This is a genomic window from Salibacterium halotolerans (assembly GCF_900115625.1).
GTDB lineage: Bacteria > Bacillota > Bacilli > Bacillales > Marinococcaceae > Salibacterium > Salibacterium halotolerans.
Window position 1 is genome coordinate 196,758 of sequence record NZ_FOXD01000001.1, and the last position, 26,767, is coordinate 223,524.

General features: G+C 49.0%; 27 protein-coding genes. 22 read left to right on the forward strand and 5 right to left on the reverse strand.

Going from position 1 to position 26,767, the window contains the following annotated elements; all coding sequences use genetic code 11:
• Window positions 1-23: 23 nt before the first annotated feature.
• On the reverse strand, window positions 24-719 hold the full coding sequence (locus BM124_RS00865) for a CoA transferase subunit A (RefSeq protein WP_093334758.1): 696 nt from the start codon (window positions 717-719) through the stop codon (window positions 24-26).
• 115 nt (window positions 720-834) lie between these two features.
• Between BM124_RS00865 and BM124_RS00870 the strand changes: the two genes are divergently transcribed.
• The 11 genes from BM124_RS00870 (at window position 835) to BM124_RS00920 (ending at window position 12,534) form a co-directional block, all read left to right on the forward strand.
• Window positions 835-1,725, forward strand: a complete 891-nt coding sequence (locus tag BM124_RS00870; RefSeq protein ID WP_170840896.1) for a LysR family transcriptional regulator — start codon at window positions 835-837, stop codon at window positions 1,723-1,725.
• 238 nt (window positions 1,726-1,963) lie between these two features.
• The gene (locus tag BM124_RS00875; RefSeq protein WP_244504183.1) at window positions 1,964-3,265 is read left to right on the forward strand and encodes an ABC transporter substrate-binding protein; all 1,302 of its coding nucleotides are present in this window, start codon (window positions 1,964-1,966) and stop codon (window positions 3,263-3,265) included.
• Between the two features lie 44 nt (window positions 3,266-3,309).
• Window positions 3,310-4,185, forward strand: a complete 876-nt coding sequence (locus BM124_RS00880) for a carbohydrate ABC transporter permease (RefSeq protein ID WP_093334760.1) — start codon at window positions 3,310-3,312, stop codon at window positions 4,183-4,185.
• Between the two features lie 18 nt (window positions 4,186-4,203).
• Window positions 4,204-5,013, forward strand: a complete 810-nt coding sequence (locus tag BM124_RS00885) for a carbohydrate ABC transporter permease (RefSeq protein WP_093334761.1) — start codon at window positions 4,204-4,206, stop codon at window positions 5,011-5,013.
• 24 nt (window positions 5,014-5,037) lie between these two features.
• Window positions 5,038-5,703, forward strand: coding sequence for a DUF4867 family protein (locus BM124_RS00890; protein WP_093334762.1), 666 nt, complete (start codon window positions 5,038-5,040; stop codon window positions 5,701-5,703).
• A gap of 17 nt (window positions 5,704-5,720) precedes the next feature.
• The gene (gene sftI / locus BM124_RS00895; protein ID WP_093334763.1) at window positions 5,721-7,061 is read left to right on the forward strand and encodes a sulfoquinovose isomerase; all 1,341 of its coding nucleotides are present in this window, start codon (window positions 5,721-5,723) and stop codon (window positions 7,059-7,061) included.
• Window positions 7,062-7,077: 16 nt separating this feature from the next.
• Window positions 7,078-8,265, forward strand: coding sequence for a diphosphate--fructose-6-phosphate 1-phosphotransferase (locus BM124_RS00900; RefSeq protein ID WP_093334764.1), 1,188 nt, complete (start codon window positions 7,078-7,080; stop codon window positions 8,263-8,265).
• The gene (locus tag BM124_RS00905; RefSeq protein WP_093334765.1) at window positions 8,231-8,965 is read left to right on the forward strand and encodes a GntR family transcriptional regulator; all 735 of its coding nucleotides are present in this window, start codon (window positions 8,231-8,233) and stop codon (window positions 8,963-8,965) included. Before BM124_RS00900 ends, BM124_RS00905 begins: the two co-directional genes overlap by 35 nt.
• Before the next feature lie 13 nt (window positions 8,966-8,978).
• Complete coding sequence (locus BM124_RS00910; protein ID WP_093334766.1) at window positions 8,979-9,854, forward strand: class II fructose-bisphosphate aldolase; 876 nt, start codon at window positions 8,979-8,981, stop codon at window positions 9,852-9,854.
• A 25-nt stretch (window positions 9,855-9,879) separates the two neighbouring features.
• Window positions 9,880-11,313: an aldehyde dehydrogenase family protein gene (locus BM124_RS00915; RefSeq protein ID WP_093334767.1), complete on the forward strand. Its 1,434-nt coding sequence runs from the start codon at window positions 9,880-9,882 to the stop codon at window positions 11,311-11,313.
• A 27-nt stretch (window positions 11,314-11,340) separates the two neighbouring features.
• The gene (locus BM124_RS00920; protein ID WP_093334768.1) at window positions 11,341-12,534 is read left to right on the forward strand and encodes a Gfo/Idh/MocA family protein; all 1,194 of its coding nucleotides are present in this window, start codon (window positions 11,341-11,343) and stop codon (window positions 12,532-12,534) included.
• Here BM124_RS00920 and BM124_RS00925 read toward each other — a convergent pair.
• The 3 genes from BM124_RS00925 to BM124_RS00935 form a co-directional block, all read right to left on the reverse strand.
• Window positions 12,504-12,707: a hypothetical protein gene (locus BM124_RS00925; RefSeq protein WP_212634925.1), complete on the reverse strand. Its 204-nt coding sequence runs from the start codon at window positions 12,705-12,707 to the stop codon at window positions 12,504-12,506. The genes BM124_RS00920 and BM124_RS00925 overlap by 31 nt on opposite strands.
• Window positions 12,708-13,154: 447 nt before the next feature.
• Window positions 13,155-14,072: a selenium metabolism-associated LysR family transcriptional regulator gene (locus BM124_RS00930; RefSeq protein ID WP_093334770.1), complete on the reverse strand. Its 918-nt coding sequence runs from the start codon at window positions 14,070-14,072 to the stop codon at window positions 13,155-13,157.
• Window positions 14,073-14,095: 23 nt separating this feature from the next.
• On the reverse strand, window positions 14,096-15,136 hold the full coding sequence (locus BM124_RS00935) for a YeiH family protein (protein ID WP_244504184.1): 1,041 nt from the start codon (window positions 15,134-15,136) through the stop codon (window positions 14,096-14,098).
• 285 nt (window positions 15,137-15,421) lie between these two features.
• Here BM124_RS00935 and BM124_RS00940 point away from each other — a divergent pair, with 285 nt between their 5' ends.
• From BM124_RS00940 to BM124_RS00990, 11 genes are all read left to right on the forward strand, one after another.
• Window positions 15,422-16,138 carry a FadR/GntR family transcriptional regulator gene (locus BM124_RS00940; RefSeq protein ID WP_093334771.1) on the forward strand — a complete coding sequence of 239 codons (717 nt, stop codon included), beginning with the start codon at window positions 15,422-15,424 and terminating at the stop codon, window positions 16,136-16,138.
• A 198-nt stretch (window positions 16,139-16,336) separates the two neighbouring features.
• The gene (locus BM124_RS00945) at window positions 16,337-16,615 is read left to right on the forward strand and encodes a UxaA family hydrolase (RefSeq protein ID WP_093334772.1); all 279 of its coding nucleotides are present in this window, start codon (window positions 16,337-16,339) and stop codon (window positions 16,613-16,615) included.
• 5 nt (window positions 16,616-16,620) lie between these two features.
• Window positions 16,621-17,778 carry a UxaA family hydrolase gene (locus BM124_RS00950; protein WP_093334862.1) on the forward strand — a complete coding sequence of 386 codons (1,158 nt, stop codon included), beginning with the start codon at window positions 16,621-16,623 and terminating at the stop codon, window positions 17,776-17,778.
• 114 nt (window positions 17,779-17,892) lie between these two features.
• Window positions 17,893-18,855, forward strand: a complete 963-nt coding sequence (locus tag BM124_RS00955) for a Bug family tripartite tricarboxylate transporter substrate binding protein (protein WP_093334773.1) — start codon at window positions 17,893-17,895, stop codon at window positions 18,853-18,855.
• Window positions 18,856-18,885: 30 nt separating this feature from the next.
• The gene (locus tag BM124_RS00960; RefSeq protein WP_093334774.1) at window positions 18,886-20,424 is read left to right on the forward strand and encodes a tripartite tricarboxylate transporter permease; all 1,539 of its coding nucleotides are present in this window, start codon (window positions 18,886-18,888) and stop codon (window positions 20,422-20,424) included.
• Window positions 20,421-20,867: a tripartite tricarboxylate transporter TctB family protein gene (locus BM124_RS00965; protein ID WP_093334775.1), complete on the forward strand. Its 447-nt coding sequence runs from the start codon at window positions 20,421-20,423 to the stop codon at window positions 20,865-20,867. Before BM124_RS00960 ends, BM124_RS00965 begins: the two co-directional genes overlap by 4 nt.
• Before the next feature lie 24 nt (window positions 20,868-20,891).
• Complete coding sequence (locus tag BM124_RS00970) at window positions 20,892-21,941, forward strand: Ldh family oxidoreductase (RefSeq protein ID WP_244504185.1); 1,050 nt, start codon at window positions 20,892-20,894, stop codon at window positions 21,939-21,941.
• A 13-nt stretch (window positions 21,942-21,954) separates the two neighbouring features.
• Complete coding sequence (locus BM124_RS00975) at window positions 21,955-22,881, forward strand: hydroxyacid dehydrogenase (protein ID WP_093334776.1); 927 nt, start codon at window positions 21,955-21,957, stop codon at window positions 22,879-22,881.
• Between the two features lie 97 nt (window positions 22,882-22,978).
• Window positions 22,979-23,857, forward strand: a complete 879-nt coding sequence (locus BM124_RS00980) for a LysR family transcriptional regulator (RefSeq protein WP_093334777.1) — start codon at window positions 22,979-22,981, stop codon at window positions 23,855-23,857.
• Between the two features lie 117 nt (window positions 23,858-23,974).
• Window positions 23,975-24,511 carry an acyl-CoA thioesterase gene (locus tag BM124_RS00985; protein WP_093334778.1) on the forward strand — a complete coding sequence of 179 codons (537 nt, stop codon included), beginning with the start codon at window positions 23,975-23,977 and terminating at the stop codon, window positions 24,509-24,511.
• Window positions 24,508-24,870: a hypothetical protein gene (locus tag BM124_RS00990; RefSeq protein WP_093334779.1), complete on the forward strand. Its 363-nt coding sequence runs from the start codon at window positions 24,508-24,510 to the stop codon at window positions 24,868-24,870. Before BM124_RS00985 ends, BM124_RS00990 begins: the two co-directional genes overlap by 4 nt.
• A 383-nt stretch (window positions 24,871-25,253) precedes the next feature.
• Here BM124_RS00990 and BM124_RS01000 read toward each other — a convergent pair whose 3' ends face one another.
• Window positions 25,254-26,705, reverse strand: a complete 1,452-nt coding sequence (locus BM124_RS01000) for an NADP-dependent glyceraldehyde-3-phosphate dehydrogenase (RefSeq protein ID WP_093334781.1) — start codon at window positions 26,703-26,705, stop codon at window positions 25,254-25,256.
• Window positions 26,706-26,767: the final 62 nt, after the last annotated feature.

The following is a 26,767-nucleotide window of genomic DNA, read 5'->3' on the forward strand; positions in this document are numbered from 1 at the left end:
TTTACTCCTCCTTATGATGATGATTACACCTGTGCGGTGGTGCGTTTTTCGATCCGCTTTTCATATTCGGCTCCTTCCAGCACATCCTGAATGTAAAGCCCCGGGGTATGAATGACATCCGGATCGAGCTCTCTGGTTTCTACGAGTTCTTCTACTTCCGCAATGGTTTTTTCGCCGGCAGCCGCCGCAAGGGGATTGAAATTCCGGGCCGTTTTTCTGTAGATCAGGTTGCCGAACGAATCTCCCTTCCACGCTTTTACAAGAGCGGCGTCCCCGGTGATTGCTTCTTCGAGAATGCAGGTTCTGCCGCCAAACTCCTTGTGTTCCTTGCCTTCTGCAATCGGTGTGCCTACCCCGGTAGGTGTGTAAAAGCCGCGGATCCCGGCGCCTCCTGCACGTATCCGTTCCGCCAGTGTCCCCTGCGGAACAAGTTCCACATCAAGTCCGCCGCTCAAATACTGCTCTTCAAAAATTTTGTTTTCGCCGACGTAGGAAGCAATCATTTTTTTGATCTGCTTGTTTGCCAGAAGCAAGCCGAGCCCCCAGTCATCCACTCCGCAATTGTTGCTGACGACCGTAAGATCTTTCGCTCCGTGTTCCGCCAGCGCGGCAATAGCCTTTTCCGGAATGCCGCAGAGACCGAAGCCTCCTACAATGATCGTGTCCCCGTCTTTAATCGATTGAATTCTGGCGCTGAAGGATGTGGATCGTTTGCTCATCCGTCCCCGCTCCTTTCGGAAAAGTAGTTTCTTTCACTTTACTAGAAGCGCTTACATGCGTAAAATACATAAATATAATATATTTATTCTTTATAAGAATAAAAAGGAGAGGCCGATGGATCTAAAACAGCTTCGTTACATAGTGGAAGTGTATAAAGAGGAAAGTTTTTCAAAAGCCGCCGACAAACTGCACGTATCCCAGCCGGCATTGAGCAAGATGGTTTATCAACTGGAAGAGGAACTGGATATCCGATTGTTTGACCGCTCCACCCGCTATCTGAAAATCACCGGGGAGGGGGAAAAGATACTGCTTCATGCGCAGAAAGTGCTGCGCGGCGCAGAAGATCTGAGGGAAGCAGCGAATGAAATAAAGCTCCGTAAACAAGGACGCTTTACATTTGGATTGCCGCCGGTAATCGGATCGAGCTTTTTTCCCTCCTTGATTGCCTCCTTCCGGAGAACGTACCCTGAAGCCCAAATACAGATCGTGGAGGAGGGAGCCAAGATTATGGAACAATCCCTTCTGGAAGGGACGATTGATGTCGGGGTGGCGATTCTGCCGGTGGATGAAGAACAGTTTGAAGTCCGGCCGATTGTGAAAAGGGACCTGCTGCTTGTCGTTTCAAAGGACCATCCGCTGGCCGGCCGGAATACCGCGAAGATGAAAGAACTGGAGCAGGAACGTTTTCTTATGTTCCGCAAAGGCTTTTCCTTATATGACCGAGTGCGGGAAGCGGCGATTCAGGCAGGGTTTGAACCGGCGGTTGAGCACGAAAGCACCCAGTGGGATTTTTTGGTTGAATTGGCCATGGCCGGACTTGGAGTGGCATTTCTACCGGAAACGGTCGTAAAAAAAGCGAATCTGGAACACGTCGCTGTGTTATCTGTCACCGATCCGGCGGTGCACTGGAATCTGGCATTGATCCGGCGGCGGAATGGGTACCAGTCTCATGCTGCAGCAGCATGGGTGGATTTTGTTGAAGAGGCTTTTCGATCCGACTCATGAAAGAAACATATAAGAGTTATTGGAATTTTTAATTGTTGTAAAATTAAAAAAGTATTGAAAATACATAAAGGGGATGTTTAAATGAAAGCAGTATATACGAATAACGATGAAAGGGGCTGCATAAGATGACATAAACATCTTTTATTTTTTACCGCTCTATGAAAGCGCTTTTATTTTTGGTTAAAAAGGTTCGTACCTTTTTAAATTTATAATTATGTATTGCAGGGAGGTCATTATGTTGAAAAAGAAGTATGGTGTTTTTGCCGGAATGCTGACAGTCTCGTTTATGCTTGCAGCCTGTGCGGACAACAGCAGTCAGCAGGAAGCGGAAGAAAGCGGCAATGATTCGGGTGGGGACGAAGGTTCTTCTGCTTCCAGTGAAGATGCAACGGAAATCAGCTTTATTCACTGGCGCGGGGAAGATGAAGAAGTGTTTGACGACATTATCAGTCAATTCGAAGAAGAGAACCCGGATATCACCGTTCAGATGAATATCTATCCTTCGGAACAGTATCAATCCAACGCACAGCAGATGCTCCGGGACGGTTCGACCGGCGATGTTTTCACTTCTTTTCCAGGCACGCAGTTTGAAACAATTAATAATGCCGGCTTTTTTACCGACCTGTCAGATGAAGGTTTTGTAGAAAATTTCGCGGAAACGTCTCTCGAAGTAGGACAGTCCGGAGGCAGTCAGCTTGCCATTCCTTATCAGCTTGTCTTTAATATGCCGGTGTATAACAAAGGTATGTTTGAAGAGCTTGGAATTGAGGTGCCGACAAGCTGGTCGGAATATCAGGAGATGGCGGAGACGCTGAAAGAAAACGATATTACGCCGATTGCGTTTCCAGGCGCCGATATCGGCCCGAACCAGACGATGAACAGTATGATGATGAATAATGCCAAGAATGTAGATGTCTTTGCCCAGCTTGAAAGCGGGGAAGAATCACTGACCAATGACTGGTGGGTCAGCACGCTTGAAGATTTCCAGTATTTTAACGAGAACGGCTATTTCCAGGAAGATGCTCTCGGAACAAACCAGGATTCGGCGATGCAGATGGTGGCTGATGAAGAAGCGGCCATGCTCGCGACCGGTTCCTACCACATGGCTTCGCTGAAAGATTTGAATGAAGATCTGGAACTCGGTTTTCTTCCGCCTATAACGGTGCCGGAAGAAGAAGTGGAATATGAAGGCATCCATACGGCGACCTTTATGCTTGCCGTGAATCAGAATTCGGAAAAGAAAGAAGAAGCTAAAACGTTTATTGAGTTTCTTAGCCAGCCGGATATTGCATCACAGTATGCGAATGAAACCGGGCAGCACCTGACGGTAAACGATGTGGAATATGATTCGGAAGCGCTGCAGAATACCTCTCACTGGATCGATGAAAAAGATACAAGATTCCAGCCGCGTTATCTGATCACAGAAGCTGCGGTGGAAGACGCGGTGCTATCTTCCATTGAAAACACGCTCGGCGGGACGGCGCCGGGAGAGGCGGCCGAAGAAGCACAGCAGATTGTAGAAGAAAACATAGGCGGCTGATCGTGGACGTCCGTATAAAGTAAATTTTAAAAAGGATTGATTTCATGAAAATCTCAAAAACAATCTATCTATTTTTTATCCCCGGGTTGATCCTTTATTCGATATTTTTTCTTTATCCGACTTTCAGCGCCATTTTCTATTCCTTTACGGATTGGGACGGCATCAGCGAAAACTTTAACTTTGTCGGGTTTGAAAATTACGAAAAAGCGATTACGGGCGATAGTATATTCGTGAAGTCAGTCGGTAACAACATGGAGTTTATGCTGTTTGTTGTCATCTTCCAGACCATCATCGCATTAATTTTCGCTATCTTCCTTGTGAAAAACACAAAAGTGAATTACTTGCTGCGGGCGTTGTTTTTCTTCCCTACGATTCTGTCGTCTGTATCCGTAGCCTTTATCTGGACGTTCGTCTATGACCCTCAGCTTGGAATTCTGAACCAGATTCTTGGTCTGGTCGGTCTGGATATGCTTACGATGAACTGGCTTGGGAATGCTGATATAGCAATCTATGCCCTGGCTTTCACCCAGGTATGGTTCCATGCCGGACAGATGCTGATTATCTTCGTGGCAGGGCTGCATGCCATCCCGTTTGACCTGTATGAAGCGGCGAAAATAGAAGGGGCCACGAAATGGCAGACATTTAAAAAAGTAACGTGGCCGCTTCTCGCCCCTTCTGCCACGATTGTAATTGCCTATACGACGATTCAGTCGTTTCAGGCGTTTGATCTGGTGTTTGCGATGACAGGCGGCGGTCCGAATAATGCGACCGAAATCATTTCCACCTACATTTATGAAATTGCATTCCGCGGGTATGACTTTGGTTACGCTTCTGCCATTTCTGTGTTGTTCATGATGCTGATCGCATTGATCACCTTCATCCAGTTCAAAGTTCTGCGCTCCAATCGGGTGTCCTATTAAAAGAAAGGAAGGATCGGAATGTTTTTTCGAAGATTTGCCGTATTTATTTACGCGGTTCTTATTCTGATACCGCTCATTATGGTTCTCTTAACCTCCATGAAGACCCGGGAAGAAACCTTCCAGAACCCATTGGGACTGCCGGAAGCAGGGATCAATGTTGATAACTTCATCTCGATCTTCTATGAACAGACGATGGCCGGCTATTTTGTAAACAGTGCCACCGTGACGTTAAGCTCTGTGTTTCTGACGTTATTTTTTGCTTCCATGATCGCTTACGGTATCACCCGTCTCGATAACTGGAAAGGGAATGTCCTGTTTATCGTATTTACGCTCGGCATGATGGTGCCTCCGCAGGTGAACATGGTGCCGCTTTATTCCGTCGTACTTAATTTAGGCCTGACAAACAGCCTGCTCGGTTTGATTCTTGTGAATATAGCGTCAACCCTTCCGGTGGCTGTGTTTATTCTGACCGGATTCATGAAGACGCTGCCGAAAGAATTGTTTGAAGCATCGACGGTGGATGGAGCAGGGAACTGGAAGATGTATGCCCGGGTGGCGCTTCCACTCTCTCTCCCATCCCTTTCGGCAACGGCCATCTTTTTATTCGTGATGCACTGGAATGATCTTCTGTATCCACTGCTTTTCATCACGGACAACGCCTATAAAACACTGCCGCTTGCTCTGCTTGACTTTCAGGGACAGTATTCGACCAATTATCCGATGCTGTTCACCGGCGTACTTATTGCTTCTGCGCCCATGGTTATCATCTATATCTTCCTGCAGCGTTATTTCGTAGCAGGAATGACGTCTGGTGCTGTGAAGGGCTGACCGAATGAGAAAAGGAGGAAAACAATGCTCAAAGACATTCAGGAACGGAATCCGCATATCACGATTCACCATGTGAAACATGAAGCGTTCTCCGTTTTCGGCCGGGTACTTGAATACTTTCCGGTGGAAGACGCGCTTCAGAAGCTCCGTACCGTCGATACTCCGCCGGAAGGCAACATATACGTGAGGTCGGTGCCGGAATGGGAACAGGACGCCTTCCGAACAGAGGTGGAGCAGCAGTTTTATGGGGAAATGCCGGTGCAGATCGGTTACTGCAACGGCAACAGTTCAACCCTCCGTGGTCTTGAATTTCACAAAGGCAGTGAAATCAATGTGGGGGCGTCGGATTTTATTCTGCTGGTTGGCTCTGTACTGGATATCACAGAAAATCGCTATGACACGGAGAACATTCAGGCTTTTTATGTGCCCGAAGCCACCGCGGTGGAATTATTTCAGACAACCCTGCATCTGGCTCCCTGTAAAACAACAGAAGCAGGTTTCCGGTGCATGGTCGTTCTACCCCGCGGGACGAATGCTCCGCTCGATTACGAGTCGGATGATAAGCTGCTTTTCATGAAAAACAAGTGGCTGCTGTCCCACCCGGAAAACAGACGTTTTTTGGATAAGGGAGCTTATCCGGGCATGTATGGTCCTGATATTTATATTTACTGCACGACGGAGAACGAGTAAAAAGGAGGAACAACGAAGTGGAGAATCTATTATACCTTCCGATTGGAAGAAAAACATTTGACCTGGAAACCGGAGAAAAAGAAAGAGAGAAAAGCTCTGCTTTTCTGCGCCAGCTGTCCGAACAGGTTATCGAACCGGAAGGGATTGTCACCTCACCGGAAGAATTGGACACTTTTCTTCAATCCATAGAAAGCGGCTGTGTTTCCGTGATTATTTATCAAAGTATCACATTCGCCGACGGTGAATTTATTCAGAGCGTCATGGAACACGTGAAGGCGCCCGTGATCGTCTGGTCGATCCGGGAACCGGTGGTCGGGGCCCGGCTTCGCCTCAACTCCCTGACCGGCGGAAACAGCACCAGCCACGTCCTGAAATGCGCGGGGCGGCGCTATACCTTTGTTTTCGGCAATACCGAGGAAGCGCAGGTGCAGAGCCGGATCAAGCAGCAGATCAGGATCCAGGCGCTCCTCGAGTCACTCGCAGATTTTAAAATCGGAGTCATCGGGGACTACCAGCCGGGCTTTTTCTTTTCCGGCACCGATGAAAAGCAGCTGAATGAGCAGTTTGGCATTGATGTGCTGCGTCTTGATCTGCAGAAAGCTTTTGATGAAAGCAAACAGATGCCCCGCGAGAAATGGGAGACGGAGATCGACAGGGCGGAACAGCAGGTAATCGGCTTGCAGCGCTCCGATGAAACCGTACAGCGGTTTGCTCAGTTTTCTTCGTATGTAAGAAAGGAAGTTCAGGAAAAGGATATTTCTGCTCTTGCGATTCGATGCTGGCCGGAATTTTTTAATGAACTGGGAGCAGCAGCCTGCTCTACTTTATCGCAGTTCACAGAAGAAGGCGTTGTCTCCTCCTGTGAATCGGATATTCACGGGGCGGTGACGATGTTTATTCTGCAGGAACTCTCCGGCGGAAAATCCCCGTATCTGGGAGATATGGTTCATGTCAACGAAGCGGCGGGTTCCGTGGTGTTCTGGCACTGCGGGGCCGGGGCTTATTCGCTGGCTCATCCGGATCAGGGCGCGCGGCCCGGTGTGCATCCGAACCGCAAGCTCGGGTTTACGATGGAATTCGGCCTGAAGCCCGGCAAAGTAACGATGTTCCGTGTCGGCTGGACACCGGGTGGATACCGCCTGCTTGTGATGAGAGGCGAGGCGCTGGATACACCGCAGCGCTTTAACGGGACGTCGGTGGAAGTACAGCTGGAAACGAATGTAACAGAGACATTATATGACTTAATGGATGAAGGATTTGAACCTCATTACGGTCTTGTTTATGAAGATGTCACAGAAGACTTGATGGAGCTTGGAAAACAGCTGCGTCTGCCGGTATCGGTCTATACGTCAAGGTGAAGGGAGCTGCGGAACGATGAAACATATTGCCATTGGGCAATCCGGAGGTCCCACAGCTGTGATCAATGCGACGTTGGCCGGTTTTGTCCGAACATTATATAAGGATCATCAACTGACATTTATCCGGAATGGGTATGAAGGATTGGCGGAAGATGTTTTTTTCGAAGGGACAAAAGAAATGATCAGCGGTGTGCTGGATCATGAAAGGGTGCCGGGGGCGTGTCTTGGCGCAGGCCGGTATGGTTTTACACGTGAAAAGGTCAAGCAGTCGGTGAAAAACCTTCGAAGCCGCGGGGTCCAGACGCTGGTGTTCATGGGCGGAAACGGCACGATGGAGGCCCTGCATGATATACAGCAGGAAGCGGATCAGCAGCACTACCCGCTTCAGGTGATCGGGCTGCCTAAAACAGTGGACAATGATTTAGCCGGCACCGATCATGCGCCGGGATTTGGGAGTGCGGCTAAATATGCAGCGATGGCAGCAAGGGATATGAGCAGGGACCTGCAGGCGATGAACAATTTTGAGCAGGTTCGGATATTAGAGACAATGGGCCGAAATGCAGGGTGGCTGGCAGCGACGAGCGGATTTTTTAATGAATACCCCGAAGACGGTCCTCATGTCATAAGTCTGCCGGAATGTCCCATGAAGCCGCAGGTTTTGGTGCAGCAAACCGAATCAGCATTGGAAACGTATGGATCTGCTTTGATCGTTGTCAGTGAGGGTTCCGCATGGAGCGGAGATGAGCAGGTGGAAAAAGAAATCGTGAACGGGCGTCCGGTATTAGGCGGTGTCTCCAGAGAAGTGGAAGAGTTGCTGAAAGAAAATTTGGGTGTCATGGTACGTTCGGAACTTCTTGGTATGAATCAACGATCTTTTTCCCCTGCTGTGTCGACTGTTGATTTAAAAGAAGCTATTCAGACGGGTGAAACAGGAGCGGAATGGGTGTTGGAAGAACGAAGCGGGGTTATGGCTTCGCTGAAACGAATCAGTACATCTCCGTACCGTGTCTCCTTCACACCGGTATGGCTGGAAGCGGTGGAACAAAGCGGTGAACGAAAGCTGCCTTCTAAGTTCATCAATGATCAGGACGCCTTTCGTGACTGGCTCCGGCCGCTTCTCGGGGAGGGGCTAGAAATGTACCCTCCCCCGTTTCAAAGGAGGGATCATCATGTCATCAGACAAAATCAACCAAAACAAAAATGAAGCATTATACCTGCAGATTAAAGATATCCTGATTCAGCGGATTCAGGATGGCGAATGGGAAGCTCATTCCCTGATCCCGACCGAACAGGAGTTGATGAAAGAATTTGATGTAAGCCGCAGCACCGTCCGACAGGCGATCTCCATTCTTGTACAGACCGGGCTTGTGGAAAAAACGCAGGGGAGAGGCACGATTGTCAAACCACAGAAGCTGGTTGGCAGCCTCGGACGGTTGAAAGGCTTTGCCGAAGAAGTGGTGGAGAAAGGACAGACGCCTCGGTCCAGACTCATCCGGTCGGAATTCAGCGACCAGCTTTATACGGAGAAGACGATGCTTGAAGTAGAGGAAGAAGCCAGCATCCTGCTCGTGGAACGGATCCGCTTTGCCGATCATGTGCCGGTTGCGCTCGAGAGGACCTGCTGGCCGTATGATATCGGGAATATCCTGATGCAGTATGATCTGAACGAAGCCAGATATTACGAAATTCTGGAGCATCATAATATCTTTTTGAAAAAAGCATCCGAGAAAATCATCGCGATTAATGCAACGCAGCACGAAGGGGATCTCCTCGGGATCCGTCCCGGCGAAGCCCTGCTTGAAATGACCCGGCTGAGCTTCGGGATGAACGATCATCCGATGGAATTCACAAAAACGAAATACCGCAGTGACCAGTATCATTACGATATCGAACTAAACCGGTAAAAGGAGAGAGAGCATGCCATTTGTAGATGGGAAAACAATGCTTAACCATGCCTTTGAGCACGGATACGGGGTCGGGGCGTTCAGTGCCCATAATGCAGAAACGATTCTCGCTGTCATCGAAGCAGCTGAGGAAGAACAGGCCCCGATTATGATACAGGTCGGCCAGAAAGTGATCCAGACGCTCGGCATGGAACCGATGAAAATGCTCATTGACTGGTACGGCCGCGATGCACGTATACCAATCTGCATTCATCTGGATCACAGCAGGGAGTTTTCGCAGACGTTGAGGGCCGTTCAGCTCGGTTTTCAATCGGTCATGTTTGACGGCTCCGCGCTGCGTTTTGAAGAAAATACTGAATTGACACAAAAAGCAGCAGCCATCGCAGCGTCTCTGAACATAGGGTCGGAAGGCGAAATTGGAAAAATCGGCGGTACGGAAGATGATAATACGGTGGACGAAAAAGATGCCATGATTACGACAACCGAGGAAGCAAAAGCGTTTGTGGAGGCAACGAACGTTGATTACCTCGCTGTTTCTCTCGGCACCGCCCACGGCATCTACAAAGAAAAACCGAACCTTCGCTTTGACCGTCTGGGTGACATTGTCAAAGCGGTGCAGCGTCCGGTCGTTCTTCACGGAGGTTCCGATGTGCCGGATGAACAGGTGCAGCGCGCTATTTCTCTGGGAGTGGCTAAAATCAATGTAGATACGGAATTACGGCAGGCGTTTACGAGAGGCGTCCAAGAAGTCTTTGCAGAAAATGAAAATGAAATCGTTCTCGCTAACTCTTTAGGCCGCGGGAAGTCGAGAATGAAAGATAAAGTCAAAGAGAAAATTCGTGTGTTCCAGAGCAGCGGCAAGTCCGAACTGCTGCTTTCATCACTTTAATCTTATCATGAGGGAGGACGTAATAATGACAGCATCCACACCCTATTCGAAGAGCCCTCTGTTTATTGGAGGGGAAAGGAAACATAAAGAGGAAACGCAGCCGGTTTTTCATAAATATACCGGGGAAAAATGGGCGGAAACCTCAAAGGCATCGAAAGCCGATGTAGACGAAGCAGCCGCTTCCGCACAGAAAGCATTCCGACAGGCTTTTTCCCCTTATGCACGCTATGAAGTACTGCAGAAGACGGCCCGTCTCATGCGGGAAAATCAGGAAGAGCTGGCTGCTATTCTCGTCGCAGAAGTAGGAAAACCGGTGAAAGAATCGTGCGGAGAAGTCACACGCGCCGCATTAACGATGGAAATTTCTGCTGAAGAAGCCAAGCGGATGCACGGAGAGGGTGTTCCGGTGGAAGCAGCGCCTGGGTCGGAAAACCGGCAGGCATTCACGAAACATGTTCCTGTCGGTGTCATTGCAGCGATCACGCCGTTTAATGTGCCCCTTAACTTAGTCTGTCATAAAGTCGGTCCAGCTGTCGCAGCCGGAAACAGTGTCGTGCTGAAACCGGCAAGTACGACGCCGCTGTCGGCGCTGCGGCTGGCTGAATTGATGGAAGAGGCGGGACTTCCTGCCGGGCGCCTGAATGTCGTTACCGGCTCCGGTTCCCAAATCGGAGACTGGCTGTGTGAAAATCAGGATATTGATATGTACACATTCACCGGAAGTCCGGAAACAGGCAGGAAGCTGAAAGAGAATGCCGGCCTGCGGAATGTGGCGCTGGAACTGGGGAATAATTCAGCTGCTGTGGTGCACCATGACGCGGATATAGAGGCGGCAGCCAAAGCGTGCGCACAGAAGAGCTTTAACAATGCCGGGCAGGTATGTATATCGGTGCAGCGCATTTATGTGCATCACAATGTGTATGACACGTTTCTCGAAACGCTGAAACAGGAGACAGAATCGTTAAAGACAGGCGATCCGTCTGAAGAAACAACCGATGTAGGCCCGATGATCTCGGAAGAGGAAGCGGTCCGTATCGAACAATGGGTGGCCGAAGCAGCCGCACACGGTGCAGAAATACAGACGGGAGGTAAGAGGCACGGTCCGGTGTATGAACCGACGGTGCTCACCAACATTCAGGATGATATGAAAGTATGTAAAGAAGAAGCATTCGGCCCGATTGTGGCTGTCGACGCTTACACGACCACCGACGAGGTAACGGCCAGGGTGAATGACTCCGATTACGGGCTGCAGGCCGGCGTGTTTACAAATTCACTCGAGTTTGCCATGAAAGCTTCCGAAGAGATGGAAGTCGGCGGCCTGATTATTAATGACACGCCGGGGTACAGAGTGGACCATATGCCGTATGGAGGCGTGAAAAAAAGCGGGAATGGAAAAGAAGGACCGAAATATGCGATAGAAGAAATGACGGAGGAACGTCTCGTTGTATTGAACCTGTAGCTCATATCCTGAAGGAGGCGGACAAAAATGCCGGAATTCCGTACCAATTACTACAATCCCTTTTTTAAGTCGGACCATTTAACAGAAAAAGATAAATATATTTTTGCTGACGATACACCGGAGTACCGTTTTACGATCATTGGAGCAGGAATGATCGGCCAGGAACATATCCGCGTAACGATGCTCGAAGGCCGGGCTGTCATACACGGCATTTATGACAGCAATGCCGGCAGCATGGAGAATACGAAAGAAATGTTTCACCGGGAGTTTCCGGGCCGGAACCTTGTGTTGTATGAGACCCTTGACGCCGCGTGTATGGATCCGGAAGTGGATGGGTTCATTATCTGCACGCCGAATTACACACACCTCGAGGTCGTCAAAGAAGCCGTGAAGTCAGGCAAACATATTATGCTGGAAAAGCCGATGGCAACGACGCTGGAAGACGCTTTGGAGCTGAAACAGACAGCCGAGGATTACCAGGCTGTCTTTCAGATCGGACTGCAGTACCGGTATAAAGCGATTTACAGGGAAGCGGTGCATGAAGTACTGGAACGGCGGTCGATCGGCGATGTGAAAACGATAAGCATCATGGAACACCGGGTGCCGTTTTTGGATAAAGTCGATCAGTGGAATAAATTTTCCGAGTATTCCGGAGGCACACTCGTCGAAAAATGCTGCCATTATTTTGACTTGATGAACCTGTTTGCCGGTTCCAGGCCCGTACAGGTCTATGCTGTCGGGGATATGGACGTCAATTTCCGCGATTTCCACTATGAGGGGCGGGACTCGGATATCATCGACGATGCGTTTGTTACCGTGAAATATGAGAACGGTATGAAAGCCCATTTCAACCTCTGCATGTTTGCGCCGATGTTTTATGAGGAAATCACGTTGTGCGGCGATCAGGGCCGGTTAAAAGCGTATGAAAATGAGGATTTTCTCCCGCTGGAACGTCCGTCGACCCATCTGGAAGTATTGAGCGGGGAAAGCGGGACGGCGAGAGTGGGTGCCCCGTGCTATCCTTCGGTCATTCAGGAAAGCGGGCATAACGGCGCCACCTATTATGAGCATAAATACTTTATCGACAATATAAACGGAGACACGCAGTCCACCGCCACAGCGGAAGAGGGTTTCTGGTCGATTGTAACAGGAGAAGCAGCCGAACGCTCCATTAAAACAGGAGAAGTGATTCAAATCAAGGAAATGCTCGATGGAAATTGAATATAAAATAAAGAGTCTGGGATAAAAGGATAGAAGCCAACTGAAAACCCGAACAAATCAAGAATGACGAGCTCGCTGCGCCCGGCCACTGCGCTTTCCATGGGAACGGCTTCAGCTAACTTGGTAAAGAAAACCGCTTTACCAAGTGGATCTTCAGCCCGTTCTCGTCCCATTGGAGTCTCCGTGGCCGGCCTCCGCTGAATAGAAAGGGAAGCTGATCTCATCATAAAAGGAAGAATATAGGAAGCCTCAAAACGGCAATCCAGCGGAGCCAAAATGCTTCGACTCCTGCTCAGAACAGCACGAGTTTCAAGACCCCGCAGGAAGGGTTTTCTTCCGAGGAGGCTTGAGCCGTGCCCGCGGAAAGCGAAGCATTTTGGCGCAGCGGTGTTTATCTTAGGAACGAAAAATGCCGAACGGTTTTTTTAAATCGTTCGGCATTTTTCTATTTTATAAAGGTTTTGTCCCAGCCCCGTTGTGTATTAGCTGCCGCTTCGTGAAAATATTTTTCATGACTACTCTTAACACACATTCCAGGAACGTTTGATTTGCAGATTCTTCTTTTTTCCATTCCGGTCTTTACTAAGCGTAGTGGCCGGCCGCAGCGATCGGCAGCGGAGTTACAGTTGGAAGTGTTCATGGAGATAATACTGTTGAATAAAGGATAGAAAAGTTTCGGCTGGCAGTGTCAGTTTTTTCTGGTTGTAGACCGCATAAAAGAAGCGGCGGAGACGGATGCCGTTAATCGGAATCTGGCGGAGCGTTCCGAGTTCCAGCTCTTTTTTGATGGCATTTTTGGAAATAATCATAATGCCCAGCCCCGATTCCACGGCGGATTTGATCGATTCGGTGTGTTCCAGCTCCATGATGATATCGAGTTTGTTTGGATCCAGGCCGTTGTTCTGCAGATGCTTTTCCACAACCTGGCGCGTCCCGGAACCCGGCTCCCGCATGATTATCGGAAATTCAAACAGTTCCTCCGGCTGGATAATCTGTTTCTGAGGGCTGACCGGGGATGATGGGGAAGCGGATGCGGTTACGACCAATTCATCTTCCAGAAAGGCAGACTGATCGTAATCCGGATACGATTTCGTCGATTCGATGAAACCGAGATCGATGTCATCGTTGGCTAAATGCTCCATAATCTGCTCGGAGTTGTACACTTTCAGTTTCATCTGGATATTTGGATACTCTTTACGGAACTGTCCCAGCACGTAAGGGAGAATATGTTCTCCGATGGTGAGGCTGGCGCCGATATGGAGGTCCCCGTGAATCGTTTCGGAAAGACTATCCAGTTCCTTCTCTGTCTGCTTTACGAGCGAGAAAATCTGATCGGCGTATTTATATAAAATCTCTCCGGAAGGCGTTAATTTTACACTTTTTGTCGTCCGTTCAAACAGGGTGGCGTCCAAGGCCTGCTCGAGATTTTTGATCTGCAGGCTGACGGTCGGTTGGGCTAAATGCAGAATTTTAGCTGTTTCGGAAAAATTCTGGTGGTTTGCCAGAATATAGAACGATTTCAAGTGTTCCAGGTTCATGCGACGGCCTCCTTATTCTTTTATCATATCAAAACGACAAGGAGTATGCCGATGCCGACAATAAAAATGGATCCGGCAATTCCGACGATCACAGGGCGGAAACCGGCTTTCTGGAAGTCGTGGACATTCATGCTGAGGCCGAGCCCCGCCATTCCCATTGCCATAAGGTATACGCTGGAGGACGTCAGAAAGTCCTGCACCGGCACGGAGAAAAATCCGAGGGTATTAAGAATGCTCACCGCTAAAAAGCCGAGTACAAACCATGGAAATGGAATATCTTTCAATCTGGTTCTTTCTGTATTTGATTTATTGAGGAACAATGACAACAGTAAAGCGGCGGGAACGAGCATTAATACCCGTCCCAGTTTCACGACGATGGCGGCGTCACTGCTGATATCGCCGCCCGGTACTGCTGCGGCAACGACGTGGGCCAATTCATGAAGCGTTGCGCCGACAAGTATTCCGTAAGTTTCGTTGGATAGATCCAGCCAGGGGAACAATACAATGTAACCTATGGCTCCGACAGTTCCGAGAATGGCGATACAGGCAACAGCAAGGGGGGTCTTTTTGTCACTGCCCTTTAAGATCGGAGCAACGGCCACAATCGCAGCCGCCCCGCATATGGCTGTGCCTGTGCCGATGAGAAGCGTCAAGTCCCGGTCGACATTCATCACTTTTCCGATAAAAACAACGAAAAGCAGAGTGGCGGTAATCACAACGACATCAATGACGAGAATGGAAATTCCCATGTCGGCGATGGTTACTAAATTCAAGCGCACGCCGAGAAGGACAATCCCGCCCCGTAGAATATACTTGCTGCTGAACGTTATGCCAGCCGAGGCATTCGCCGGAACATCCATGCTTGCTTTCCAGGCCATGCCGAGCAGAATCGCGATAATCATAATTCCTAAAATAGAAAGGAAAGGAAGGGAAGCCAGGCTGTCTGCCAACAGGGCAAGCATAAATGTCAGTAGTATTCCCTGGTACATCCCCAATGTTTTTGTTCTGCTGATAAGTGTGGATGACCGTTTCTGCTTCTGCGGAAGCCGTTGTTCAGAAAACATCATAACCCCTCCTGAGTCCCGCGCCGAAAATTTATCGTTACATGCACCGTAGCACAGGATCACAGTCTGTGGTTATGAGGGTTTCTTATATTATTTATCATTGAAATTAATAAATTATCTCCTGTTTATCAAGAAGGGTTTGTCCGGAGATCTTGTTTTTCCGGTAAATAGAGACATGAATGAGACAAACATTGGAAAGAATCATTCATATTTGATATAGTTATAAATAATAAAGTGGTTGGGTCTATGATCCACTGTCACATACCATGGAAGGGGATATGCAGCATGTTTGACTCTTTCGATTTCGAGAGAAAAGGTATTTCTGAAAGAGCCGCTGATTATATTAAACAGTTTATTGTGGAAGGAAAATATAAACCGGATGATAAACTTCCCGGTGAAAGAGAAATGGCAGGTAATTTAAATGTGAGCAGAAATACCGTCAGGGAAGCGTACAAAATCCTGGAAGCATATGGGTATATTACCATCAAACACGGAACCGGCATATTTGTCGCATCGGAAGAATATCAGATCAGTAAAATGGCTTCATTCTTTTTTGTTTCTACTGATCAATTCAAGGATCTGTTTGCGATCCGCAAAATTCTCGAAAACAGTGCGGTCGAGTGGGCGGTGGAACATGCTTCGGTGGATCAGATCGAGGAGCTGGCCGCAGTAGTGGAAGAATCAAAAAAAATAGCACGGGAGGAAGACAGACACGAAAACCTGGCCGGGCTGGATCAGAAATTTCACCTCGCTCTGGCCCATATGTCGGGAAACACGGTATTGATTCATGTCATGCATAATCTCATTGACCTGTTGCAGGAATCGAGGCTGCAGTCGATGCAGATTCCCGGCAGAGGGGTGCAGTCGGTGCTGGAACACGAACGCATTGTACAGGCCGTTAAAAACCGCAACGCTCAGGAAGCGGGAGAATGTATGGCCCGGCATCTTGAAAGTGTGGAACGGTCCATCACAGACAATATGGAAGAAGAAATGGAATCGTGATGTATCATTATATCTGCTGATAAATCATATTGAAAACCGTGATAAGAAAATGTTGGATCCCTTTTTGCCGGGAATTCTGCTCCTTTCACATACAAAACAGGAAAAAATATAGTGTTGAAATTTTTTGAATACTCATATATTATAAAGTCAAATTGGTTGGGTCACTTAACCTATAGACCAATTAAAGGAGGTAAAACATTGCACAAATTTCTGATTCATAATCAAGGCGATCATGTCGGAGTAGCAACCTCCCCTATTCAATCAGGGGAAAAGGTGACGGGGGTGTATATGGATACCGATGAAAAAGTGGACGTAACCTCTCACGGAGACATTCCGCTCGGCCACAAAATAGCAGTGGCGGATCTGGCTGAAGGTGAAAGTGTCATTAAGTACCTCGTAACCATCGGCGAGACAACAGCATCACTGTCTAAAGGCGATTACGTACACACACATAACATAAAAACAAAGAGGTGGTAGAAATGATGGATCAGCAGTTATATGGGTACCGCAGAGAAAACGGAAAAGTAGGCATCCGCAATCATGTCATTATTTTACCGGTGGACGACATTTCCAACGCCGCATGTGAATCAGTGGCCCAGCAGATAAAAGGAACGCTGCCTCTTCCGCATGCGTATGGAAGGTTGCAATACGGCGCGGACCTGGATCTTCATTTCAGAACCATGATCGGAACAGGATCAAATCCCAATGTCGCAGCGGTCATTGTCATCGGAATTGAAGACAACTGGACAAAAACGATCGTCGACGGTATTGCTGAAACAGGCAAGCCAGTGACCGGCTTCTCGATTGAAGGATACGGCGATCTGGAAACGGTGCGCCGGGCCTCATGGAAAGCCAAAGAATATGTACAGTGGGCCTCGGAACTTCAGAAAGAACCAGTGGAACTGAAAGATCTGACCGTAAGTATTAAATGCGGCGAATCGGATACAACAACAGGCCTTGGCTCCTGCCCGACGGTATCGCAGGCCGTGAACCGGCTTGTGGATGCCGGCGCTACCGTATTTTTTGGAGAAACGTCTGAATTGACCGGCGGCGAAAACCTGATCGCGGACCGGATGGCGACCCCTGAATTAAAAGAAAGATTCATGGCTGTGTATAACGACTATATTAACGAAATTGAATCGCAGGCAGTGGATCTCCTCGGCTCCCAGCCGACCCAGGGAAATATTAAAGGCGGTCTTTCCACCATTGAGGAGAAAGCGCTCGGAAACATTGCGAAAACAGGAGATAAAGAGGTGATTGGTGTGCTGGAACCGGCGGAGATGCCTTCCAACGGAAACGGTTTGTATTTCATGGATACGTCTTCTGCCGCGGCAGAGTGTATAACGCTGATGGCAGCGGGAGGAGCGGTCGTCCATTTCTTCCCGACCGGTCAGGGGAACATTATCGGCAATCCGATTGAACCCGTGGTGAAAGTAACGGCCAACCCTGATACGGCGGAAACGATGAGTGAACACATCGATGTAGATGTGAAAGGACTCCTCTCCAGAGAGATCAACCTGCCACAGGCAGGAGATCAACTGATGGAATGTCTCCAGCGGACCGTGAACGGGCGTCTAACCAGTGCGGAGGCGCTTGGTCATCAGGAATTTGTCATGACGAAACTGTATCGCAGCGCGTAAAAAAAACAGCGGTAACAGCCTCTGTCAGATAATAATCTTTTCTCACGGAGGCTGTTTTTCTAAAGATAGAATGAAAGCGTTTCCTACACAAAACATGAAAAGGGGGATTTAATAATGAAGAGGGCGGTCACACTGACAACACTGGCTGCAGCAGTTATGACAATCACCGGTTGCGGCACAGGCGGAAGCGCAGAAAATTATCCAAGTGAGCCTATTACCTACAGCATTCCTTTCGGGCCCGGAGGACAGTCGGATGTGGAGGCAAGAAGACAGGAGCCTATGCTGGAAGAAATCCTGGATACCGAAGTGAATATTACGTATAAAGAAGGAGCAGGAGGAGCTGTTGGGTGGACGGAACTGGTGAGTGAGCAGGGAGATGGCTATTTTATTTCCGGCATGAACATTCCCCATATCATTCTGCAGCCGATGACACAGGATGATGCCGGGTATGAAACGGATCAGATTAACCCGGTCGCCATTTTTCAGGGAACACCGATCGGCCTTGCCGTACCGGCAGACAGTGATATCGAGACGTTGGATGATTTCATTGAGCAGGCAGAGACCGGGGAACAGATGACCATTTCCGGTTCTGGCACTTATTCCGGCCATCATCTGGCATTCATGCAGCTATCCAATCTAAAAGACCTGGATATGGAGTATGTTCCTTCCACCGGAGCTGCCGAATCCATTCAGAACTTTCTCGGCGGCAATACGGATGCGATTTTTGCCAACTCCAATGATTTGGTTAAGTACAAGGAAGACATGAATATTCTGGCCATCGGTGCGGAAGAAACATTTGAAGCGCTGCCGGATGTTCCTACGTTTCAGGAAGAAGGAGCGGATTTCACGGCCAGTATTGACAGGGGTGTAGCTGTTCCGCCGGATACCGATGAAGAAATCATTCAGACCCTTGAAGATGCCTTTCTGGAAATAGCCAATGATGAAAGTGTTCAGGAAGAAATGGTCAATGAAGGATTTGAGCCGGTTTCGATGGGTCGGGAAGAAACACAGGAACATATTGACGAACTTAAGAGCGAGTATGAAGAAACGATGAGAGAACTGGGCGAGATTGAATAATGGCATCATGCTGTCCGAGGAGGTAACAGGATGGAAGTTTTTCAAGAAGTTTTAAGCTCGCTGACCCAGCCTTTTAATTTAATATATATGATATTCGGTGTAGCAGCAGGAATGATAGTGGGAGCGCTGCCGGGATTAACGGCAACGATGGCGATTGCCGTTATGCTGCCTTTCACCTTTTCGATGCCGCCGGATACAGCTTTAATCACGCTGGGCGGTATTTATATCGGCGCTATATTTGGAGGATGTATCGCGGCCATTCTCATTAACACACCTGGAACTCCATCATCCATCGCTACTACGTTCGATGGCTATCCTATGACGCAGCAGGGAAAACCGGACCAGGCTCTGGTTACTGCCGCGGTTAGTTCCGGGATTGGCGGAGTGATCGGAGGATTGGCCCTCCTCTTCTTAACCCCTATGCTGGCGGCGCTTGCCCTGCAATTTGGTCCGCCGGAATTTTTCTGGATCGCACTGCTCGGATTAACGATGGTGGCTACACTATCCTCCGGGTCGCTTTTAAAAGGATTAATCGGTGGAAGCATCGGTCTGCTTTTAAGCACGGTGGGACTGGCTCCCATCGGAGGAGATTCCCGATTCACCTTTGGATTTTCGCAGTTGCAGGCAGGCTTTGAGCTCATTGTGATGTTAATTGCTTTCTTCTGCATTCCGCAGGTTATCCGAATGATCAAGAATCAATCGAATACCAAAGAACAGGTGAAGCCGTTCCAGTCTCAGAAAGGGGTGATTGGTTATGTATTTAAACAGATCTTTATGCGTCCATTTCTTATTCTCCGCTCGGCTGTTATAGGAATTATAGTAGGAATCATACCAGGCGCAGGAGGCAACGTAGCCAGTCTTTTATCTTACGATGCCACCGTGCGTATGTCGAAAGATCAATCCACTTTCGGTAAAGGGGATGTACGCGGTGTATCGGCTTCGGAAGGGGCCAATAACGCTGAAGTTGGAGGATCTCTCGTTCCGCTGCTGGCACTTGGTATACCGGGTGCCCCGCCGGCCGCGGTCATTATCGGCGCGCTGCTGATGCAGGGGATCCAGCCCGGGCCGAATCTATTTGAAGAGAATGCCAATCTTATTTACACATTTATCACCGCCTTTATATTGGCCAATGTTGTGATGTTGATTCTTGCGCTGTTTGGTTCGAAATATATCGGCCGCGTTATCAATATTCCCACGTACTATCTCGCGCCGGCGATCGTATTTCTTACCATCATCGGTTCGTATGCGATCCGCAATAACTTTACGGATGTTGTTACCCTGATTATTATCGGCTTGATCGGATATGTTTTGTCCGAAAGAGGATTTGCCCCGGCACCGATTGTATTAGGACTCATTCTAGGTCCTATAGCGGAAGAAGGCTTAGCCCAGTCGATTCTTATCAGTGAAGGTTTCTTCAGTCTTCTTGGGCTGTTTTTCACCCGCCCGATTACGCTCGTTCTGATGCTGTTTTGTATTCTGTCCCTGCTCAGCCCTTATATTGGAAAATTATTAAAAAGCCAGAAGGCAAAAGAAGAACAGGAAAAAGAGGAAGCGGAGGAATCATTATGACAAAGGATACAGGGAGCGCCGTATTTTTCATCCTGCTTGCGGCCGGTGGATTATGGATGGCGCTTTCCTTCAATACAATGAGCGCTGTATTTCCGATTCTCGTATTATCCCTGCTGCTGTTGTTTTCGATTATTTATTTCTTCATAAGTATCATGAAAGGGAGGGAAAGCACCGAAACAGCATCCGCCATTTTTTCCAAAGAGGCTGTTATTACGGGGCTTTGTCTGCTCGGCTATGTATTGTTTATATGGGTGATAGGCTTTTTGGCGGCGAGCCTTCTATTTCTTGGAGGAATGACGTGGTACCTGCAGGGAGGATTCGTTTCAGGGAAAAAAAGAGTACGCAACGCGGCCGGAAGCTCCATTATCGTGACAGTCGTTTTCTTTTTCCTGTTCCGTTATGTGTTTCTGGTGCAGCTGCCGACAGGAATATTTACGTCTTGAGTAGAAAAAAGGGGAGTGGAGACAGTGGAAAAACGTTATGAGAGCAGCGTGCTGCAACAGTTCAGCTCCGAGCTTTTACAACAGACCGGAATGCCGGGGGAAGAAGCGGAGATCACCGCTGATTCTCTTGTGCGGGCAGATATGGAAGGCGCCCGAACGCATGGGGTGAATCGACTTCTCATGTATGTACCGCGCCTGGAAGAAAAGCAGATTAACCCCAATCCTGAGCCGATGTTTGAAGAACAGGACGCTGTGTTAAACGTCCATGGAGACAATGGTCTAGGGCAGGTGGTATCCAGTCATGCGCTGGAGCATGGTTTTTCGATCGCGAAGCGGTACGGCACGGCGTCTGTCTTTATTTCCGGGAGCAACCATTTCGGTACAGCGGCGTATTACTGTCAGAAAGCCTTTGAACAGGATATGGCATTAATCACCGTGACGAATTCTCCTTCCGGCATTGCCCCGTGGGGCGGAAGCCGGGCGTATTTCGGTACCAATCCACTCGCGTTTGGATTTCCACACAGAAAGGGAGAGCCGATTATTATTGATATGTCTTCCAGTGTGGTAGCTCGCGGAAATATTCTGGTCGCGGAAAAAGAGGGAAAGGAGATTCCGGGAGACTGGGCTCTGGATCCAAACGGGGTTCCGACAACAGACCCGTCTGAAGCGATTGCGGGGTCCCTGCTGCCAATGGGAGGAGCGAAAGGATACGCGATGGCACTGGCTGTGGAAATGATGGCAGGTGTGTTGACAGGCGCTGCTTTCGGTTCTCATGTAAACAGTATTTTTCAGTCAGGGAATCCGCCTGCTGATGTGGGGCATGGTTTTATCCTGCTGAACATCCGTCACTGGATGGAGATGGAGCGGTACGAAGAGAGAGTGGCGCAGATGCTGTCCGAAATCAAAAGCTCTCCACTGGCGGAAGGGTTTGAGGAAATCCTGTATCCGGGAGAACGACGCGCCCGTTCGTATGAAAAAAGCAGGGCGGTAGGTATACCGCTGACAGAAAATATAGAAAGAGAATTGCAGAACCTGGCATCAACATATGGGTTGTCCTTTCCGGACCCCTTGTAAAGGAGCAGATACGATGAAAGCCGTCATCACGGAATTGAACTGGCCGGTTGGGATAGACATGTTACGGGAGAAGGGATTTACCGTTATCTATCAACCGGAGTTGTGGAAAGATAGAGAAGCACTGGTACAGGAAACAGCGGACGCAGAGATTCTGATCGTGCGTAATCAGACGCAGGTGGATGAAGCCCTTCTTCAGCAGGTCCCGCATCTGCAGATAGTGGGCCGCCTCGGGGTGGGGCTGGACAATATTGATCTGAAGGCGGCTGAACAGGCCGGAGTCGAGGTGATTACCGCCAAAAATGCGAACGCTGCTTCTGTGGCCGAATATGTTATTTCGGCGATGTTTCATGTCACGCGTCCTCTTGCCGAGGCGGCCTTGGATGTGAAAGGCGGAAATTGGGACCGCAGAGGATTTACAAAAGGCGAGCTGTACGGAAAGACCCTCGGCCTGATTGGAACCGGCGAGACCGGTATTCGTGCTGCAGACAGAGCAAAGTCCCTGGGGATGCATGTAATTGGATACGATCCCTTTGTGAAAACATATGATTATGCCGTGATGGAAACCGGCATCGATATGATGGAGCTGGACGCTGCATTGCAGCAGGCGGATTTCATCAGTCTGCATGTTCCTTTGACCCCCGCTACCAAACATTTAATCAACCGGGAGCGGATGAAGCAGATGAAACCGGGGAGCTGGGTGATCAATTCTTCCAGAGGAGGCGTGATTGAAGAAAATGACTTGTATGACATGATTCAAACCGAAGAAATAGGAGGAGCTTTTCTGGATGTCGTGGAGAAAGAACCGGTTGATCCGGATCACCCGCTATTGACGCTAGGTAACTGCTTTATCACGCCGCATATCGCAGGATTGACAGAAGAAGCCCAATCCAGAACGTCAAAAATGATTGCAGAAGAGATTATTCAAAGGGTGGGGAAATAGTAAGAAAGAAAATCCGGACTTTTTCATTTTCTGAAAAAGTTCGTTTTTTTATAGTAAGATAAGGGCAGAAAACACGAGAAAAGCGGGGAGAACGAACATGGATATCAAACAGCTGCAGTATTTTATTGAGATCAATCGTTTTAACAGTTTCAGCAGGGCGGCGGAACATCTATATGTCACGCAGCCGACAATCAGCAAAATGATCAAGAACCTGGAAAAGGAATTCAATGTAACGCTGTTTGACCGTTCCAAAAAACAGGTCGTCCTGACGGATGCCGGAAAAATTATTCTGGAGCAGGCGCAGGTAATTCATCAGGCATTTAAAGACCTGGAAAGTCAGCTGGAAGATCTCTCCGGTCTGAAACAGGGCCATCTGCGCATCGGCCTGCCTCCGATGGTCGGATCGAGCTACTTTCCGATGATTATTGGAAAGTTCCGGGATATGTATCCGGCAGTGACGATTGAATTAATGGAGGATGGCTCCAACAAGATTGCCGCAGACGTGGAAAACGGCAATCTTGATCTCGGTGTGGTCGTCGAGCCGGTGAAGGAGGATATCTTTGCTTATTTTTCATTTGGAACAGAATCGATCCAGATGGTAACTGCCTCCGATCACCCGCTTGCCGCCAGGGAATCGATTCCTTTGTCCGATCTGAAACACGAACACTTCATGCTGTTGAACAGTGATTTCGCGCTGCGGAACCGGGTGGTGGAAGCCTGCCGGATGGAGGGGTTTGATCCTTTCGTTGTGTTTGAAAGCTCGCAGTGGGATCTGCTTGGCAGCATGGCCGCGTCTCGATTGGGGGTGACGCTGCTTCCAGAGAGTATCTGCAGGCAGGTGAAGGGAGATGTCTGTGTGAAGGACATAGATCAGGAAGCAATGTACTGGCGCCTTGCCGTCATCTGGCGGAAAGACAGTTATCTCTCCCACGCCGCAGAAGAATGGATCCGGTTTGCAAAAACCCATCTTACATAAAAGGTGACGGTTTCATAGACAAACGTTATATGACCCTATGTAAGGATTCCATTTTACGCATACACCTTCCCTCGTTATCATGAAAAAGTAATGTTACACGATGGAAGGTGCATCAGCATGGATAAAAAACATCCGAAAGAAAGTAAAGTCGTCAATACAGATCAAGTTCTCAGCAGTGATTTAAATAACTATAACACCCTGTTCGGCGGAGTTTTGATGAAAAGGCTGGATGGCTGTGCGGTTTTGTCGGCGCGCCGGCATTCGCGTGCCAAAGAATGCGTCACCGCCTCGACAGATTCGATAGACTTTCTCAGTCCGATATACCAGTCGGATTCGGTTTGTGTGGAATCGTTTGTTTCCTATACCGGAAAAAGTTCCATGGAGATTTTCTGCAAGGTGATTGCCGAGGATATGATGTCGGGGGAACGGCGTATGGCGACCACGGCTTTTATGACGTTTGTAGCGCTTGATGAAAACAAACGGCCGATGCAGGTGCCGGGTATTGAACCGGAAACAGAAGAGGAGCTCAAATTGTTTGAAACCGCCCCGGAACGGGAGGAAATCCGGAAGCTGAAGCGGGAGAAAAGCAAGGAGCTGGCTGGATCTATCAGCCTTCAGAAACCGTGGGAAGATAAGAAGGAGGCTTATTCATGATTGCACTGTGCAGTCTGCAGGTTCTTCGGGACGCCGGGCGGCAGATCGACGAACTTGAACATCATTCGCCTGAACTCACAGCCCACCTTCGCCACGTCGTACATTTAACCAAGCGGTTGGAATTCCGCTGCCGTTATCTTGGTGCCATGCTGCGGAATCAGGAAACGGACAAAGGAACGGAACCTAATGTGTATCCCTCCATTCTCCGTATGTATCATGCAGAAGTGGAGAAATTAAAAAACCGGGAAGGCGCAGAAAAAGTGATGCAGCTGTTTGACGAATTTCAGCATGCAGGTGATCACCCCCTCTGTCAATTAATCACCGGCGACACTCCGGAAACGATTAAATATATGGATTAAATAAAAGCAGCCCGGCATCAGGAGCCGGGCTGCTTTTATTCCGGGCCGGAGCTGCTCTGTGGACATTAAATGGGCCCGCAGCATTCGCGGTGTCCTCGGAGGTAATGTGGGTGTACACTAGACTTCTAATGCCGGAGATTAGTGTCCATTGAGTTTCGCCGGCATCCACTAATGATTGACTTCAGCGGTGTAGTGTCCATAAAACGAGGATCGGTGGAAACTACGTTCTTTATTTTCGATGATAGTGTCCACAACCCGGTGAACAGAAGCGAAAACCGGAAATGTCCTGCTGAAGTACCCGGCATGCGGTTCGGGCGGGCTATTTTCCTCCAGAGCATAAAAAAAGGAGAAGGGCGGCATCCTTCTCCTTTTCCTTCTCCTGATTATTGATTGATCACGGTCACTTTTTCGCGGGTGCAGCTGAGCAGGCTGTAGCGTACGCCCTGGACGCCCATGCCGGAGTTCTTTACACCAAGAAACGGGAAGTGGTCCGGGCCGCGGGATGTTTTTCCGTTCACCTGGACGCTTCCGACTTCCAGCTCGTCCGCTATGCGGTGTGCTGCGTTGATATCCTGGGTAAAGACGCTGGCCTGAAGCCCGTATTCGGAATCGTTGGCGATTTTTACGGCTTCGTCTTCATCTTTCACACGGATGACCGGAAGGACCGGGCCGAACGGCTCTTCCCAGGCAATGCGGGAGTCGGTTGAAACATGATCGAACAGTACCGGTGAAAACTGTCTGCCGTCCCGTTTGTTTTCTGTCACCACTTCAGCCCCGTCTGCGATGGTGTCGTCGATGAGACCCTGCAGGTAATCGGCGCCTTTATCATTGATGAGCGGTGTAATATCAGCGTCATCTTCAGGCTTGCCGACAGAGAGAGCTTCTACTTTTTCTTTCAGTTTGGCGACCACTTCATCAGCGGCTTCCTCTTTCACGAGCACCCGTTTGATTGCGGTGCAGCGCTGACCGGAGTAAGAGAACGCGCCGCCTGTGATTTCTTTGGCTGCTTTGTCGAGATCGGCGTCTTCCAGCACAATAGCCGGATCTTTGCCTCCCAGTTCGAGAACCATCGGTACCATTCCCGCTTTTTCCGCCATGGAAATGCCGGTGCCCGAACCGCCGGTGAAAGAAATCTGGTCAATGCCGTCATGCGTGACAAGCACATCACCGATCTCGGAGCCGCGGCCGGTTGTGACATTTACAAGGCCTTTCGGGAGACCTGCTTCTTCGAGTGTTTCCATCATCATAATGCCGCTCAGAGACCCTTGAGTGGCTGGTTTAAATATCACACTGTTCCCAGTCATCAGTGCCGGTGCGATTTTCGAAGCGGACAGGTTCAATGGATAGTTAAACGGTGCAATCGCAAGAACAACACCGAGGGGAACGCGGCTGACCTGCGCAGTTTTTCCTGCGGGACCACCATTGTAGCTGTCTCCTGTCAGCAGTTCTCCATTGATCCGTACACCCTCTTCAGCCGTGTGGCGGATAAAATCGGCTGTGCGGACGACTTCATCCACCGCAGAAGATTTCTTTTTGGCGACTTCCTGCATAATCACGGTTCCGATGGCTTCTTTATTTTCTTCAAGCTTATCCGCCCAGCGGAGAAGCAGTTGTTTTCTCTCATGAAGCGGGGTTTTCTGCCACTGTTTCTGTGCACCGCGCGCGGCTTCAACGGCTTTATCAACTTCCGCTTTATTCAAAGCCGGTACACTACCAATGTTCTCACCGCTTGACGGGGAGTCCAGCGTAATTCTATTTCCTTGTTCGTTCTCTTGCCATTCTCCACCCAAGAGAACGTTTTTTTGACGAAAAGCTTCGACACTATGGGTTGTCATCATAAAAACCTCCTCTTTGTATTCTCTGTATTAATCTTTCATCACAATCTGTATCAATGAAA

Coding starts and splice junctions, on each gene's coding strand:
- BM124_RS00940 (WP_093334771.1), top strand. CDS start 15,422: ATGTTTGACTCTTTCGATTTCGAGAGAAAAGGTATTTCTGAAAGAGCC.
- BM124_RS00890 (WP_093334762.1), top strand. CDS start 5,038: ATGCTCAAAGACATTCAGGAACGGAATCCGCATATCACGATTCACCAT.
- BM124_RS00925 (WP_212634925.1), bottom strand. CDS start 12,707: ATGGGACGAGAACGGGCTGAAGATCCACTTGGTAAAGCGGTTTTCTTT.
- BM124_RS00935 (WP_244504184.1), bottom strand. CDS start 15,136: ATGTTTTCTGAACAACGGCTTCCGCAGAAGCAGAAACGGTCATCCACA.
- BM124_RS00975 (WP_093334776.1), top strand. CDS start 21,955: ATGAAAGCCGTCATCACGGAATTGAACTGGCCGGTTGGGATAGACATG.
- BM124_RS00930 (WP_093334770.1), bottom strand. CDS start 14,072: ATGAACCTGGAACACTTGAAATCGTTCTATATTCTGGCAAACCACCAG.
- BM124_RS00915 (WP_093334767.1), top strand. CDS start 9,880: ATGACAGCATCCACACCCTATTCGAAGAGCCCTCTGTTTATTGGAGGG.
- BM124_RS00900 (WP_093334764.1), top strand. CDS start 7,078: ATGAAACATATTGCCATTGGGCAATCCGGAGGTCCCACAGCTGTGATC.
- BM124_RS00990 (WP_093334779.1), top strand. CDS start 24,508: ATGATTGCACTGTGCAGTCTGCAGGTTCTTCGGGACGCCGGGCGGCAG.
- BM124_RS00955 (WP_093334773.1), top strand. CDS start 17,893: ATGAAGAGGGCGGTCACACTGACAACACTGGCTGCAGCAGTTATGACA.
- BM124_RS00910 (WP_093334766.1), top strand. CDS start 8,979: ATGCCATTTGTAGATGGGAAAACAATGCTTAACCATGCCTTTGAGCAC.
- BM124_RS00880 (WP_093334760.1), top strand. CDS start 3,310: ATGAAAATCTCAAAAACAATCTATCTATTTTTTATCCCCGGGTTGATC.
- BM124_RS00965 (WP_093334775.1), top strand. CDS start 20,421: ATGACAAAGGATACAGGGAGCGCCGTATTTTTCATCCTGCTTGCGGCC.
- BM124_RS00885 (WP_093334761.1), top strand. CDS start 4,204: ATGTTTTTTCGAAGATTTGCCGTATTTATTTACGCGGTTCTTATTCTG.
- BM124_RS00905 (WP_093334765.1), top strand. CDS start 8,231: ATGTCATCAGACAAAATCAACCAAAACAAAAATGAAGCATTATACCTG.
- BM124_RS00960 (WP_093334774.1), top strand. CDS start 18,886: ATGGAAGTTTTTCAAGAAGTTTTAAGCTCGCTGACCCAGCCTTTTAAT.
- BM124_RS01000 (WP_093334781.1), bottom strand. CDS start 26,705: ATGACAACCCATAGTGTCGAAGCTTTTCGTCAAAAAAACGTTCTCTTG.
- BM124_RS00870 (WP_170840896.1), top strand. CDS start 835: ATGGATCTAAAACAGCTTCGTTACATAGTGGAAGTGTATAAAGAGGAA.
- BM124_RS00985 (WP_093334778.1), top strand. CDS start 23,975: ATGGATAAAAAACATCCGAAAGAAAGTAAAGTCGTCAATACAGATCAA.
- BM124_RS00950 (WP_093334862.1), top strand. CDS start 16,621: ATGGATCAGCAGTTATATGGGTACCGCAGAGAAAACGGAAAAGTAGGC.
- BM124_RS00920 (WP_093334768.1), top strand. CDS start 11,341: ATGCCGGAATTCCGTACCAATTACTACAATCCCTTTTTTAAGTCGGAC.
- BM124_RS00980 (WP_093334777.1), top strand. CDS start 22,979: ATGGATATCAAACAGCTGCAGTATTTTATTGAGATCAATCGTTTTAAC.
- BM124_RS00865 (WP_093334758.1), bottom strand. CDS start 719: ATGAGCAAACGATCCACATCCTTCAGCGCCAGAATTCAATCGATTAAA.